We start from the raw sequence: 14,357 nt of genomic DNA, 5'->3' as shown, positions 1-14,357 counted from the left end.
GCCGGATTTGGCAGCGCCCGCAGAATGCGGCGCATGAATGCCATCGCCGATTTCCCCATCTCCCGCAAATGGCCAGCGCGCCATCCCGAGCGGCTGCAGCTGTACTCGCTGGCCACGCCAAACGGCGTCAAGGTCTCCATCCTGCTGGAGGAACTGGGCCTGCCCTACGAAGTGCACCGCGTCAGCTTCGACACGCAGGACCAGCTCTCCAGCGAGTTCCTGTCGCTGAACCCGAACAACAAGATCCCGGCCATCATCGACCCCGACGGCCCCGGCGGCCAGCCGCTGCCCTTGTTCGAGTCGGGTGCCATCCTGCAGTACCTGGCCGAGAAGACCGGCTGCTTCATCCCCGCTGAGCCCGCTGCGCGCTACGAGTGCCTGCAATGGCTGATGTTCCAGATGGCCGGTATCGGCCCGATGTTTGGCCAGGTCGGTTTCTTCCACAAGTTCGCCGGCCGTGACTTCGAGGACAAGCGCCCGCGCGACCGCTACGTGGCCGAAAGCCGCCGCCTGCTGGCTGTGCTGGAGCAGCGCCTGCAGGGCCGCGAATGGATCATGGGTGCCGACTACACGATTGCCGACATCGCCATCTTCCCTTGGGTCAACAACCTGATCGGCTTCTATGGCGCGGGCGAACTGGTGGGCTTTGCCGACTTCCCGGACGTTGCCCGCGTGCTGCAGGCCTTCCTGGCCCGGCCAGCGGTGCAGCGCGGCTTGCGCATTCCTGCCGCTGTAGCCTGAATCAGGCCTGAGTCAGAAGCGCTCTATCCAGCCCGATTGCAGCGCCGATTGCGGATTCGAGCCCGCCTGGCGCACCGCCAGCATCGCGGCTTCGGTGGGCTGGCCCAGCGCCTTCAGCACGCAGGCCGCCACCGTGCCGGTGCGGCCTATGCCGGCCGCGCAGTGCAGCAGCACCTTCTCGCCGAGCACCAGGCTGTGGCTGATCTGCTCCACGCCTTGGCGGAACGCCGCCGGGTCGGCGCCCAGGCCGAAATCGCGCATGGGCAGATGCTGCCAGCGAAAGGGCAGGCGACCCTCCGCAATCGCCTTGTGATAGGCCGGCGATAGCTGGGCCACCTCCTCGAGCGGGTTCAGGCAGACCACCAGGTGCAGGCTCTGCGAGCGCGCTTCATCGAGGAAGCTGCCCCAGGGCTCGAGCCGGCCTGGCATGGCCTGCAGCCAGAGCCGGCCGGTGGTGGAGGCGGGGAGGGTGACGGAGCGAAAAGCCATGGGCCTATTCTCTGTCGGTTCGGTGGGCTCACAGGCCCAGTGGCACTCGGTGAATCCTGATTCAAGGGCTCGCCGGCTTCATGGATTTATAAACACAAAGTATTTAAATAGAAGTGCCTGCGGCATGATGCGGCCACAGCAAAAGACAGGCCCGCAATGACTCGCTCTCTCGCCACCGCCCCCATTGCCCTGGGTAGGCATGCGCCGCTGCAAGCCGCCTTGGACGAGGCCTTGCAATACGGCGCCAACTACCCTTCGCAAGGGCTCAGTCTGAGTACCCACCTGCCCATGGTCCTGGTGGCATTGGCCCGGCTGGAGGCGCCGGCTGAGGCCTTGCAGCGCCAGCTGAGGCATTGGGCGGCCCGGCTGCCGGCTGCGGAGCCTATGCCGGCCGGGACCTCGCAACGACCCCTGTCCGAGTTGCTGGCCGACCTGCTGCTGGCACCTGAGAGTGCCGCTTTCCACGGCCCCATCCGCCTGGCCTACGCGCTGGAGTCAGGCCATGCCGGCGAGCAGGCAGCGGCGCTGACAGCTTGGATCAAGTCGCGCTTCATGCTCGGCCCGCCGCTGGCTGCTGCGCCAGGCACCGAGAGCCTGCGAGCCACGCTGGATGCCGTGCGCGCCGATCCCGCCATGGCGCTGGCACTGCCGGCGGGCCGCTCCACCATCGTGACCGACATGAAGGCCGCCGTGGCCCTGCAGCGCTTCGAGCATTACCTGCCAAGCCCGAGGCTGAGCCTGGACGAGCTGGCCGAGGCCTCGCTGGCGACTTACCTCTCGACCCACCATTTCACCGCCTTGCACCTCGTCACGGGCTTGCATGCGTTGCGTGTGCTGCTGGCCCGCGCTGAGGCCAGGACTGTCGATCAGGGTCAGGTCTTGCGCCATGCGTGGCGGGCCTGGCTGGCCGCCTATGTGGCCATCGGGCGGCCCGCGCTGGCCTGGGCGGCGGTCCATGCCGGGTCGGCCAGCGAGGCGGATTGGGAGCTTCAGCTGCCGGCGCTGCACCAGAGCCTGAACGACCATCGCATCAAGCTGGCCGATGCGTCCCGAGAGGAATGGCGGCTGCGGGGCTGGCCGGGCTATGCCCTGTGCCTGCAAAGCCAGGGAGGCGCACGATGAGCGCTGTCCTGCCTTCACAGCAGCCGATCCGTCATCCGCGTCTCGTGCTGGCCGCTGTTTGCGCACTGGCCCTGATGAGTACGCTGGGCGTGGCCTTGCCATACCCGATCCTCGCGCCCATCTTCGTCGGCGGGCCGGTTGATGGCTTCACGCATTTCGCAGGTCTCGATCCCAAGCTGCTGATGGGCATCGCGCTGGCGGCCAACCCGCTGGGCATCCTGGTCGGCAGCCTCTTCGTCGGCCCGCTGTCGGATCGCTATGGCCGCCGCGCGGTGCTGAGCATCACCTTGTCGGCGACCCTGGTCGGCTACCTGCTGACGGCGATGGCGCTGGACCAGCGCTGGTACCTGCTCTTCGTGCTGGCCCGTTTCGGCACCGGCCTGACCGAAGGCAATGTGGCTGTGGCGCGAGCCCTGGTGGCCGACATGCACGAGCAGGTGGACCGCACGCAGTCCTTCGCCTGGCTGAATGCCTGCCTGTACATGGGCTGGCTGCTGGGCCCTTTGGTGGGCGGGCTGACGCTGCGCTTCGGCGATGCCGTGCCCTTTGTACTGGCCAGCGTGGCCATGCTGCCCTGCCTCATCATCCTCGGCCTGGCCGTGCCGGCCGCGCCGCGCCGCGCAGGCCCGCTCAAACTTTTGCAGGCCATGCGCGAGCAGCAGGCCCTCGGCCTCCTGAAGCAGGACAAGGTGCTGGCCGCCTTCTTCGCGCTGCAGCTCTGCTACAGCATGGGCATCAACGCGCTCTACGAGTTTGCGCCGCTGTGGATGCTGGAGAACCTGGGCCTCGGCAGCGAGGGCATAGGCTGGTCCACCGCCGCGCAATGTGCGGCCATGACGACGGCCAGCATCCTCGCCGGCAAGCTGCCGCGCAGCCGGCGGCCGCTGCGCCGTGCGGGCCTGCTGGCGATGGTCGCCGCCAGCGGCCTCACCGCGCTGGCCCTGCTGCCAGGCTGGTACGGCCTCGCGGCCATCATCGGGCTCGGCGTGCCGCTGGCGCTCTACAACGCCGTGCTGCCGGCCTGGATGTCAGAGCGCTTCGCCGAACATGGGCAAGGCCGCGTGATGGGCCTGCTCTCGACCATCTTCTGCCTGGCCAATGTGCTGGTGGCGCTGGGCGGCGGCCTGCTCGCGCTCTTGTCTGTGCGTTGGATCATGGGCCTCGGAGGCGTGCTGTGCCTGCTGGCAGCCGGGTTGCTGCTGCGCCTTGCAAAGCGGGAAGAGGGGGGCGCATGAGGCAGACCACCGAGCAACTGCTCTACCAGCTGAAGAGCCGCGGCCCGCAGAGCGCGGCCACGCTGGCGGCCGCCTGCGCGATCACGCCCATGGGCGCCCACAAGCAGCTGCAGTCGCTGCAGGAACAGGGCCTCGTCGACGCCGAAGACCAGGTGCAGGGCCCGGGGCGGCCCAAGCGCATCTGGCGGCTGAGCGCGGCGGGCCATGCGCGTTTTCCGGATCGCCACGGCGACCTGGCCGTGCAACTGATACGCCAGACGGTGGAAGTGCTGGGCGATCAGGCACTGGAGCGCTTGATCGCTGCGCGCGAGCAGCAGATGCTGGCCAGTTATGCGGAGCGCCTGCAAGGCGCACGCAGCCTGCAGGCGCGCGTGCAGCGCCTGGCCGAGCTGCGGGGCGAAGAGGGCTACCTGGCCCGCGTCGAAAAGCAGGGCCGCGCCTGGCTGTTGATCGAGGACCACTGCCCGATCTGCGCCGCTGCCACCGCCTGCCAGGGTTTCTGCCGTTCCGAGTTGCAGCTGTTCCGGCAACTGCTGGGCGAGGCCGTGCAGGTCGAACGCAGCGAGCACCTGCTGGCCGGTGCGCGCCGCTGCGCCTACCGTATCTCCCCGGCTTGAAGCCAGGCCTGCCGGGCCTATCATCGCCGCGCGCTTTCAATCCTGCGCGCCGCCGAGACCGCCCATGCTGCTTCGCCCCCTGAAGATCGCCGCCGCCCCTTTGCTGATGAGCTTGAGCCTCAGCTTGCTGGCGCCCGCTGCCCATGCTGCCAAGCTCGCCACGCCGACGGAGCAGCTCCATGCGCTGTTCCAGAAGAGCTGGGACGAAGACCTGGCCCGCAACCCGCTGTCGGCCAGCTACTACGGCGAGCGCCGCTACAACGCGCTGCTGCCCGACCTCAGCCTCAAGGGCGGCGACACCGACCTCGGCCGCGTGCGCCAGCGCCTCGCTGCCTTGCGCGCCATTCCGAAGGCCAAGCTGCCACCCGTCGAGCAGCTGAACCACCAGCTGTTCGAGTACCAGCTGCAGGAGGAGCTCGATGCAGCGCCGTTCAAGCTCTACCTCGAAGCCATAGGCCCGCGTGGTGGCGTGCAGACGGCCGGTGAATGGGCCGAATCCCTGCCCTTCGAGACGCTGGAGGACTACCGCAACTGGCTGTCACGTCTGCGCGCGCTGCCGCGCTACATCAGCCAGACCCAGGCCTTGCTGCAGCAGGGCATGGCCGAGCGCCGCGTGCCGCCGCGCATCCTGATGGACCGGGTGCAGAGCCAGCTGCGCAGCCTGCTGGTCGGCAAGGCCGAGGACAGCACGTTCTACAAGCGCTTCGCCAGCATCAAGCCCTCGATTCCCGCCGAGCAGGCCGAGGCCTTGCGGGCAGAAGCGCGTGCGCTGATCAACGAGCAGCTGCTGCCGGCCTACCGCAGCTTCGAGGCCTTCTTCAGCCAGCGATACCTGCCGGCCTGCCGCGAGACCGTGGGCGCCTGGGACCTGCCCGACGGCGAGGCCCTCTACGCCAACCGCGCGCGCCACTACACGACCACGACGATGACGCCGCAGCAGATCCACGACGTGGGTCTGCGCGAGGTTGCGCGCATCGAGGGCGAGATGGACAAGCTGATGCAGGAGATCGGCTACAAGGGCACGCGGGCCGAGTTCTTCAACTGGCTGCGCACCGACCCGCAGCATTTCTTCAGCGACCCGCAAAAGCTCTACGAAGCCTATGTGCTGAAGGCCAAGCAGATCGAGCCCGAGCTGCCCAAGCTGTTCGGCAAGCTCTACCGCACGCCCTTCGGCGTGAAGGCCATTCCGGACATCACGGCGCCGCACACCTACACCGCTTACTACAGCCCGCCCTCGCTGGACGGCCGCCGCGCCGGCTACTACACGGTCAACCTGTACCGGCCCGAGGTGCGGCCCAAGTGGGAGATCGAGGTGCTGACGGTGCATGAATCGGTGCCGGGCCATCACCTGCAGATCGCGCTGGCGCAGGAGCTGGGCGAGCTGCCGCCGTTCCGCCGCGCGGCGGGCTACACCGCCTTCGTCGAGGGCTGGGCGCTGTACTCGGAGCGCCTGGGCTACGAGATCGGCCTCTACAAGGACCCGTACTCGCATTTCGGCCAGCTCAGCTACGACATGTGGCGGGCCGTGCGCCTGGTGGTCGACACCGGCATCCACGTCAAGCGCTGGAGCCGCCAGCAGGCCATCGACTACTTCATGGCCAAGGCGCCCAAGGCCGAGGCCGACATCATCAACGAGGTCGACCGCTACATCTCCTGGCCCGGCCAGGCCCTGGGCTACAAGATCGGCCAGCTGAAGATCCTGGAGCTGCGTGCGATGGCCGAGCAGAAGCTCGGCGCGCGCTTCGACCTGCGCGCCTTCCATGACCATCTGCTTGGCGCGGGTGCCTTGCCGCTGGAGCTGCTGGAGCGCTGGATGCAGGATTGGGTGAGCGCCCAAGCCGCCCGTCGCTAGGTGTCAGCGGTATCAATTCGTTTCCCTGTCCACCTCGGCCCAGGGTCGGCGTTGACAATGGACAGACAGGAGATTTGTTCCATGAAACGCATTGCCCTTGCCTCCCTGCTGACCCTCACGGCCGCCGTTTCCATGGCCGCCGATGTGGGCGTGTCCATCAGCATCGGCCAGCCCGGCTTCTACGGCCGCATCGACATCGGCAACATGACGCCGCGCTACTACAACGTCGAGCCGATGATCATCGAGCGCGTGGCCGTTCGCCCCGCGCCGATCTACCTGCGCGTGCCGCCGGGCCACCAGAAGGACTGGCGCAAGCATTGCCACCGCTACAACGCCTGCGGCGTGCCGGTCTACTTCGTGCGGGACGACTGGTATGAGCGCGAGTACGTGCCGCGCTACCGCGATCACTACGACCGGGATGCCGGCCGCTGGCGCGATGACGACCGCCGTGATGACAGGCGCGACGACCGCCGCGATGGGCGCCGAGACGACGACCGTGGCCACGGCAAGGGCCATGGCAAGGGCCACGACAAGGGCCGTGACCGCGACTGAGGGGCTGGACCCTCAGCGAGCCAGCTAGCCCGCGATGCCGGCCCGCTCCAGCATCGCGTGCAGCAGCACATTGCAGCCTGCGGTGATGTGCTCGGGCTTGGCGTCCTCGATCTCGTTGTGGCTGATGCCATCCTTGCAAGGGATGAAGATCATCCCGGCCGGCGCCAGCCGCGCCATGTAGACGGCGTCATGCCCGGCGCCTGACACCGCCGGCATGTTGGAGTAGCCCAGCGCTGCGGCGGCTTTGCCCACGGCGGCCACGCAGTCCGGATGGAAGGGCGCCGCCGGGTAATGCGAGACCAGATCTATTGTGATCGGCAGCCCGCTCGCGGCGCTGGCCTCCGCCACGGCCTTGCGGATATCTGCGTCCATCTTCTCGACCAATTCGTCCGTCGCATTGCGCAGGTCAATGCTGAACTTCACCCGCCCCGGGATCACGTTGCGGCTGTTCGGATGCACCTGCACCATGCCCACGGTGCCGCGACCATGCGGCGGGTAGCGGTGGGCGATGGCCACCACCTCCTGCATCAGCTGGGTGGCGACCTGCAGCGCGTCCTTGCGCAGCGCCATCGGCGTTGGCCCGGCGTGGGCTTCCATGCCGGTGACCACGCAGTCGTACCACTTGATGCCCAGCACGCCGGTCACCACGCCGATGGTGACGTCATGGTCCTCCAGCACCGGGCCTTGCTCGATGTGGGTTTCGAAATAGCTGCCAATGGGATGGTCGCCCGGCTCCTGCTCGCCGATGTAGCCGATGCGCTCCAGCTCGCCCTGGACGGTCTTGCCTTCGGTATCGGTCGCGGCATAGGCATGCTCCAGCGTGAAGGCCTTGGCGAACACGCCCGAGCCCATCATCACCGGCACGAAGCGCGAGCCTTCCTCGTTGGTCCAGAACGCCACCTCGATGGGCGCCTCGGTTTCGATGCCCAAGTCGTTGAGCGTGCGCACCACCTCGATGCCGGCCAGCACGCCGTAGTTGCCATCGAACTTGCCGCCGGTGGGCTGGGTGTCGATGTGGCTGCCGGTCATCACCGGGGGCAGGGCGTTGTTGCGCCCGGCGCGGCGCATGAAGCCGTTGCCGATCTTGTCGATGGTGATGCTCATGCCGGCCTCGCGGGCCCAGCCGAGCACGAGGTCGCGGCCTTGCTTGTCGAGGTCGGTGAGGGTCAGGCGGCAGACGCCGCCTTTCTGCGTGGCGCCGATCTTGGCGAGCTCCATCAAGGAGTCCCACAGCCGTTGGCCGTTCACGCGCATGTCTTGGAGCGCGGGCTTGGTCTTCATGTCCATGGCAGTTCCTTTCAACGCGCGACGGCGCTCGGGGCCAGGTCTTGCGTGCGCGCCTTGGCAGCGGCGAAATTTGGGCCGAAGGCCGGGCGCTTGATGTAGCGGCCGGCGCCCTGCACGGCGCGCATGTCGCCGTTGGCGTAGACGAGGCGGCCCTGCGAGATCGTGTGGCTGGCGATGCCGCGCACCGTGCGGCCCTCGAAGATGTTGAAGTCGTTCTTCGAGTGGTGGGTCTTGGCCGAGATCGTCTTCGTGCCCTGTGGGTCCCACAGCACCAGGTCGGCGTCCGAGCCTTCGGCGATCAGACCCTTCTGTGGATAGATGTTGAAGAGCTTGGCGCAGTTGGCCGAGGTGATGGCGACGAACTCGCTCGGCGTGAGGCGGCCGCTGTTGACGCCAGCATCCCAGATCACGGCCATGCGCTCTTCCACGCCGCCGCAGCCGTTCGGGATCTTGGCGAAGTTGTCCTTGCCGGCGGCCTTCTGCGAAGCGCAGAAAGTGCAGTGGTCGGTGGCCGTGGTGTGGAGCTGGCCACTCTGCAGGCCGCGCCACAGGAACTCCTGGTGAATCTTGGGGCGGAAGGGCGGGCTCATCACATAGGCCGCAGCGGTGGCGAAATCGGGATGGCGGTAGACGCTGTCGTCGATCAGCAGATGGCCGGCCAGCACCTCGCCGTACACGCGTTGCCCACGTGCACGAGCCCGGGCAATCGCCTCCGCCGCCTCGATGCAGCTCACGTGGACGATGTAGATCGGCACGCCCAGCACATCGGCAATCGCAATCGCACGGTTGGCCGCTTCGCCTTCCACCATCGGCGGGCGCGACAGCGGATGGCCCTCCGGCCCGGTGATGCCCATCTTGGCCACCTCGGCCTGGAGCAGGTAAACGAGCTCGCCGTTCTCGGCATGGACCGTGGGCATGGCACCCAGCTCCAGCGAACGCTTGAAGCTGTTCACCAGAGTCTCGTCGTCACACATGATGGCGTTCTTGTAGGCCATGAAGTGCTTGAAGCTGTTGATGCCTTCCTCGCGCACCAGCTTGCCCATGTCGGCATGCACGCCTTCGCTCCACCAGGTCACGGCCACGTGGAAGCCGTAGTCGGCGGCGGACTTCTCAGCCCAGCCGCGCCATTGCTGGTAGGCCTCCATCAGCGGCTGCTGCGGATTCGGGATCACGAAGTCGATGATGGAGGTGGTGCCGCCCGCAAGGCCCGCCGCCGTGCCGCTGAAGAAGTCGTCCTGCGTGACCGTGCCCATGAAGGGCAGCTGCATGTGGGTGTGCGGGTCGATGCCGCCGGGCAAGAGGTACTGGCCGGAGGCATCGAGCGTCTCACAGCCGGCCGGTGCCTCGGCGAGGGCGCGCGTGCCGAGGGCGGCGATCTTGCCGTCGACACACAGCACATCGCTGACGAATTCCTGGTCGGCATTGACGACGGTGCCGCCGCGTATCAAGAGGGCCTTCGTGCTCATGACGTCACTCCTTGGGTTTCTTCGCCATGGCCGCGTAGTAGACGATGGCGGCAATCGCCAGCCCCACGAACCATGCATAGGTATAGACCTGTTTGAAGACCGCTGCCACCTCGGGGAATGCAGCCGGAAAAGCCGCATTCAGGAAGCCCGGCACATTGGGCAGCACACCCAGCGCGAAGGCGGCCACAGCGGCCCAGTTCCAGCCATTGCTGTAGCGGTAGGCGCCTTGCTCGCGGTAGAGCTCGTCGACCTTCAGCACCGTCTTGCGGAGCAGGTAGTAGTCGACGATCAGGATGCCTGCGACCGGGCCCAGCAGGGCCGAGTAGCCGATCAGCCAGGTGAAGATGTAGCCCTGGGTGGACTCGAGGATCTTCCAGGGCATCATCACGATGGCAATGCCGGCCGTGATGTAGCCACCGGTCTTGTAGCTGATGGCCCTGGGGTTCAGGGCCGAGAAGTCGTAGGCGGGGCCAACGAGGTTGGCCGCGAGATTGACGCTGACCGTGTCGATCAAGAGCACGATCAGGGCGATCAGCACGGCCGCGCCGCTCATGCGGGCGGACAGGTCCACCGGGTCCCAGATCGCCTTGCCGTAGATCACCACGGTGGCCGAGGTCACGAACACCGCGAGGGCTGCCAGCAGGCCCATGGGGCCGGGCAGTCCGATGGCCTGGCCGATCAGCTGGTCCTTCTGCGACTTGGCGAAGCGGGTGAAGTCCGGGATGTTCAGCGCCAGCGTGGCCCAGAAGCCGACCATGGCCGTCAGCGAGGGCCAGAACACGGCGCCGAACTGGCCAGCCTTCTTGCCGCCTTCGACGAATTGCGAGGGTTGGTCGAGGATGGGGCCGAAGCCGCCGGCCTTGTCATAGGCCCACCAGAGCAGCAGGAAGCAGATGAGGATCTTGACCGGCGCCGTGTAGGTCTCGAGCTTGCGGATCGCGTCGATACCGTGGACGACGTAGTAGAACTGGATGGCCCAGAAGGCGAGGAAGCAGCCGAGCTGGCCGAGGTTGATGCCGAGGCCGGGGAGCTTGTCACCCTCCAGCGGATGGCCAATCAGCACGCCCAACAGCGTGTAGATCATCATGCCGCCGAACCAGGTCTGGATGCCGTACCAGCCGCAGGCGACCAGGGCGCGCAGCAGGGCAGGGAGCTTGGCCCCTTGCGTGCCGAACGAGGCGCGCGCCAGCACCGCGTACGGAATGCCGTACTTGGCGCCGGCATGGCCGATCAGCAGCATGGGCACCAGCACGATCAGATTGCCGAGGAACACGGTCAGCACGGCCTGGCCCGCGCTCATGCCCGAGTCGATCAGGCTGGCCGCCAGCGTGTAGGCCGGGATGCACATCACCATGCCCACCCACAGGGCCGCAAAGTGGTACCAACGCCAGGTGCGCTGCGCCGCGCTGGTGGGTGCCAGGTCTTCGTTCCAGAGTTGCTGGCTGGTCTGCTGGGTCATCCGTTCGCTCCTATCGATGGGTCACGAGGCGCTGCAATGTTTGTGCCTGCCGCGTCCATGCGCCATGCGGACTTGCCCGCTCAAGCCTGAATCAGGCATTCGCTCGCATCGGATTGTTCGGATGCGTGGTCCAGTTCGCGTACTCACCTTTGACCGGCTGGCCGGTGCGCAGGTCGATTTCACCGGGCGCGAGCTTGCGCATCGTGATCGTGTCCGGCACCGGGCAGATCGAGACGCAGAGGTTGCAGCCCACGCATTCGGCCTCGTTGATCTCGAAATGGCGCTTGCCATCTTTCACGGCAAAGATGGCCTGATGCGAGGTGTCCTCGCAGACCACGTGGCAGCGGCCGCACTGGATGCAGGAGTCCTGGTTGATCACCGCCTTCTCGGTGTGGTTCAGGTTCAGCTGGTTCCAGTTCTTGACCGTGGGCACGGCCAGGCCGCGCATCTCGGCTATGTTCTTGTAGCCCTTCTCATCCATGAAGTTGGAGAGGCCCGAGCACATGTCCTGCACGATCTTGAAGCCATAGACCATCGCGGCGGTGCACACCTGCACCGTGCCGCAGCCGAGGGCAATGAACTCGGCCGCATCGCGCCAGGTGGTGATGCCGCCGATGCCGGAGATCGGCAGGCCGGCCGTGGCGGCGTCGCGGGCAATCTCGGCCACCATGTTCTGGGCGATGGGCTTCACCGCCGGGCCGCAATAGCCGCCATGCGAGCCCCAGCCGTCGGTGCTGGGGTTCATGATCATGCGGTCCAGGTCCACGCCGATGATGGAGTTGATCGTGTTGATCAGCGAGACCGCATCGGCGCCGCCGGCCTTGGCCGCGCGTGCAGGCATGCGCACATCGGTGATGTTGGGCGTCAGCTTCACGATCACCGGCAGGCGGGTGTACTGCTTGCACCAGGCCGTGACCATCTGGATGTACTCGGGCACCTGGCCCACGGCCGAACCCATGCCGCGCTCGCTCATGCCGTGCGGGCACCCGAAGTTCAGCTCGATGCCGTCGGCACCGGTGTCTTCCACGAGCGGCAGGATGTTCTTCCAGCTCTCTTCATTGCAGGGCACCATCAGCGAGACGATCATGGCCCGGTCCGGCCAGGCCCGCTTCACGCGCTTGATCTCTTCGAGGTTGGTGCGCAGCGGCCGGTCGGTGATCAGCTCGATGTTGTTCAGGCCGATCACGCGGCGGTCCTGGCTCATCAGCGTGGTGTAGCGCGGGCCGCTGACGTTGACGACCGGCGGGTCCTCGCCCAGCGTCTTCCAGACCACGCCGCCCCATCCGGCCTCGAAGGCGCGGGTGACGTTGATTTCCTTGTCGGTCGGTGGGGCTGAGGCCAGCCAGAACGGGTTCGGGCTCTTGATTCCGAGGAAGTTACTGCTGATGTCTGCCATGTTCAGCTCCGCAGGAAGTTGTCGATGGAAATGGCGGCGACCTTGCCGTGCTCGACGGCTTCGACCGTGAGGTCGCGCCCGCCGAAGCGACAGTCGCCGCCGGCCCAGACCTTGGGGTGGTTCGTGCGCCCGGCCTCATCCGTGGCGATGCGGCCGTTCTTCAAGGCGATCTCGGGCACGTCGGCCGGCTCGAAGCTCTGGCCGATGGCTTTCAAGACCATGTCGGCTTCGAGCACGAACTGCTCACCGGTCTCGACCAGCTTGCCTTCGCGTGTCTCGGTCACGGCGAAGCGCACGCCCGTGACCTTGCCGCCGCTGGCGATGATCTCTTTCGGCGCGGCCCAGGTGCGGAGCAGCACGCCGTGCTTGCGCGCCCAGTCCTGCTCGTAGGTCGAAGCGCTCAGCGATTCCTCGCCACGGCGATAGACCATCGTCACCTCACGCGCGCCGAGCAGGCGGCTCTGCACCGAGGCATCGACCGCCGTCATGCCGCCGCCTATCACCACCACCTTGCGGCCCACGGCCACCGTGGCCGGGTCGGACTGGCGCAGCTCCGCGATGAAGTCCACCGCATTGGCCAGGCCCTTGACCGAGGGCTCGTCCACACCGAGTGCGTTGACGCCGGCAAGGCCGAGGCCGAGGAAGACGGCGTCATGGCTTTGCGCCAGGCCGGCCAGCGTCACATCGCGGCCCAGCACGCAGTCACTACGCACCTCGATGCCGCCGATGGACAGCAGCCATTGCACTTCCTTCTGCGCGAAGTCGCCAGTGGTCTTGTAGGTGGCAAGGCCGTACTCGTTCAGGCCACCGAGCTTGAGGTTGGCGTCGATCAGCGTCACGTCATGGCCGCGCCGCGCAAGGCCATGTGCCGCTGCGAGGCCGGCCGGGCCGGCGCCGACGACGGCGACCTTCTTGCCGGTGTTGGCTTCGCGAGTGAACAACGGTGCCCCGTCCTTGGCGAAGAACGCATCGGTCGCATAGCGCTGCAAGAGGCCGATCTCGACCGGCTTGCTCTCGTTGGCGTTGCGCACGCAGCCCTGTTCGCACAGCACCTCGGTCGGGCAGACGCGGGCGCACATGCCACCGAGTGGATTCGCTTCCAGGATGACCTGGGCCGCGCCGCGCGTGTTGTCCTGCGCGATGCGCTGGATGAAGCTGGGGATGTCGATGCCCGTGGGGCAGGCCGTGGTGCAGGGCGCATCGAAGCAGTAGTAGCAGCGCTCGGCCTCGATCAGCGCCTGCGTGCGGTTCAGGGGCGCGTGCGCGTCGCCGAAGTTCTGGGCGTATTGCTCGGCGCACAGGCGCGCGGCATGCAGGCCTGGCTGGTTCTGGTCCATGGGGATCTCCTGGCTGGGCGGGCGGCAGCGATGGCTGCAGACCGTGAATAATTTACTTATCAGTAAAAAATAACCAGTTGGTAAATTCCCGCATGGCGCACCGGCGACCCCGTGTTGAGATCGAGTCCTGGACGCAGCCGGGATAATTCCTGCCATGCCATTGACGAAAAAGAAGACGGCCCCAGCCCCTCGCCCGCCCCGCCAGGCGCGCGTGCGCAAGGAGGCGCTGATCCGGGCCGAGGCCGAGCGCCAGTTCGCCCAATACGGCTTCGAGGGCAGTTCGCTGGAGATGATCGCGGCCGGCCTCGGCCTCAGCCGCCACAACCTGCTGTACTACTACCCGAACAAGGAAGGCCTGTACCGCGCTGTGCTGGACGACGTGCTGGCCGAGTGGCTGCAGCGCATGGAAGGCCTGGTGGCCGGCACCGACCCCGAGGCCGCCGTGTGCGACTATGTGGCCGCCAAGCTGCGCTTCTCGCGCGAGCGCGTGGCCGGCTCCCAGGTGTTTGCCCGCGAGGTGATGGCCGGCGCGCCGCGCTTTCGCGATGCCATCGAGGCCCGCGTGCTGCCGGCGCTCAATGCCGATGTGAAGACCTTCGAGCGCTGGGCCCGCGAGGGCCGCATCGCCACGCTCGACTTCCGGCACCTGATGTTCAGCATCTGGGCCAGCACCCAGGCCTATGCGGACCTCGGCCCGCAGTTCGCCATCCTCCTGGGCAAGCCTGCGCTGGAGGCCGAGGACTTCGCGGCGGCCGAGGAAGTGATCCTGAAACAAGTGCTGGCCGCGTTGCAGCGCTAGAAAGC

General features: G+C 67.0%; 13 protein-coding genes. 7 read left to right on the top strand and 6 right to left on the bottom strand.

Annotated elements, in window-relative coordinates:
• The first annotated feature begins 33 nt into the window (after window positions 1–33).
• Window positions 34–741, top strand: coding sequence for a glutathione S-transferase N-terminal domain-containing protein (locus J7U46_RS11140; RefSeq protein ID WP_282825756.1), 708 nt, complete (start codon window positions 34–36; stop codon window positions 739–741).
• Between the two features lie 12 nt (window positions 742–753).
• Here J7U46_RS11140 and J7U46_RS11135 read toward each other — a convergent pair whose 3' ends face one another.
• Entirely contained in the window at window positions 754–1,230 is a 477-nt protein-coding gene (locus tag J7U46_RS11135) for a tyrosine-protein phosphatase (protein ID WP_282825754.1), read from the bottom strand.
• 156 nt (window positions 1,231–1,386) lie between these two features.
• Here J7U46_RS11135 and J7U46_RS11130 point away from each other — a divergent pair, with 156 nt between their 5' ends.
• The 5 genes from J7U46_RS11130 to J7U46_RS11110 all read left to right on the top strand — a co-directional run bounded on the left by J7U46_RS11130 (window position 1,387) and on the right by J7U46_RS11110 (window position 6,608).
• The gene (locus J7U46_RS11130) at window positions 1,387–2,352 is read left to right on the top strand and encodes a questin oxidase family protein (RefSeq protein ID WP_282825752.1); all 966 of its coding nucleotides are present in this window, start codon (window positions 1,387–1,389) and stop codon (window positions 2,350–2,352) included.
• Window positions 2,349–3,587 (top strand): MFS transporter, encoded by a 1,239-nt coding sequence (locus J7U46_RS11125; protein ID WP_282825750.1) that lies wholly within the window; start codon window positions 2,349–2,351, stop codon window positions 3,585–3,587. The genes J7U46_RS11130 and J7U46_RS11125 overlap by 4 nt, the downstream gene beginning before the upstream one ends.
• Window positions 3,584–4,204, top strand: a complete 621-nt coding sequence (locus J7U46_RS11120) for a metalloregulator ArsR/SmtB family transcription factor (protein WP_282825748.1) — start codon at window positions 3,584–3,586, stop codon at window positions 4,202–4,204. Before J7U46_RS11125 ends, J7U46_RS11120 begins: the two co-directional genes overlap by 4 nt.
• Before the next feature lie 64 nt (window positions 4,205–4,268).
• On the top strand, window positions 4,269–6,056 hold the full coding sequence (locus J7U46_RS11115; protein ID WP_282825747.1) for a DUF885 domain-containing protein: 1,788 nt from the start codon (window positions 4,269–4,271) through the stop codon (window positions 6,054–6,056).
• Window positions 6,057–6,137: 81 nt separating this feature from the next.
• Window positions 6,138–6,608, top strand: a complete 471-nt coding sequence (locus J7U46_RS11110; RefSeq protein WP_282825745.1) for a hypothetical protein — start codon at window positions 6,138–6,140, stop codon at window positions 6,606–6,608.
• 24 nt (window positions 6,609–6,632) lie between these two features.
• On the opposite strand, the gene J7U46_RS11105 is transcribed toward J7U46_RS11110, so the two are convergent.
• The 5 genes from J7U46_RS11105 to J7U46_RS11085 form a co-directional block, all read right to left on the bottom strand.
• Window positions 6,633–7,895, bottom strand: coding sequence for a Zn-dependent hydrolase (locus J7U46_RS11105; RefSeq protein WP_282825744.1), 1,263 nt, complete (start codon window positions 7,893–7,895; stop codon window positions 6,633–6,635).
• 11 nt (window positions 7,896–7,906) lie between these two features.
• Window positions 7,907–9,361, bottom strand: coding sequence for a dihydropyrimidinase (gene hydA, locus J7U46_RS11100; RefSeq protein WP_282825742.1), 1,455 nt, complete (start codon window positions 9,359–9,361; stop codon window positions 7,907–7,909).
• Between the two features lie 4 nt (window positions 9,362–9,365).
• Entirely contained in the window at window positions 9,366–10,820 is a 1,455-nt protein-coding gene (locus tag J7U46_RS11095; RefSeq protein WP_282825740.1) for an NCS1 family nucleobase:cation symporter-1, read from the bottom strand.
• A 91-nt stretch (window positions 10,821–10,911) separates the two neighbouring features.
• Entirely contained in the window at window positions 10,912–12,216 is a 1,305-nt protein-coding gene (preA, locus tag J7U46_RS11090; RefSeq protein WP_282825738.1) for an NAD-dependent dihydropyrimidine dehydrogenase subunit PreA, read from the bottom strand.
• A gap of 2 nt (window positions 12,217–12,218) precedes the next feature.
• Window positions 12,219–13,553, bottom strand: coding sequence for an NAD(P)-dependent oxidoreductase (locus J7U46_RS11085; protein WP_282825736.1), 1,335 nt, complete (start codon window positions 13,551–13,553; stop codon window positions 12,219–12,221).
• 154 nt (window positions 13,554–13,707) lie between these two features.
• On the opposite strand from J7U46_RS11085, the gene J7U46_RS11080 reads away from it, so the two are divergent.
• The gene (locus J7U46_RS11080) at window positions 13,708–14,352 is read left to right on the top strand and encodes a TetR family transcriptional regulator C-terminal domain-containing protein (protein WP_282825734.1); all 645 of its coding nucleotides are present in this window, start codon (window positions 13,708–13,710) and stop codon (window positions 14,350–14,352) included.
• Window positions 14,353–14,357: the final 5 nt, after the last annotated feature.

This window comes from Pelomonas sp. V22 (genome assembly GCF_030014915.1).
In the GTDB taxonomy this organism is placed as follows: domain Bacteria; phylum Pseudomonadota; class Gammaproteobacteria; order Burkholderiales; family Burkholderiaceae_C; genus JAUASW01.
The sequence above is the reverse complement of the archived record's forward strand: the minus strand, read 5'-3'. Positions and strand labels throughout refer to the sequence as shown.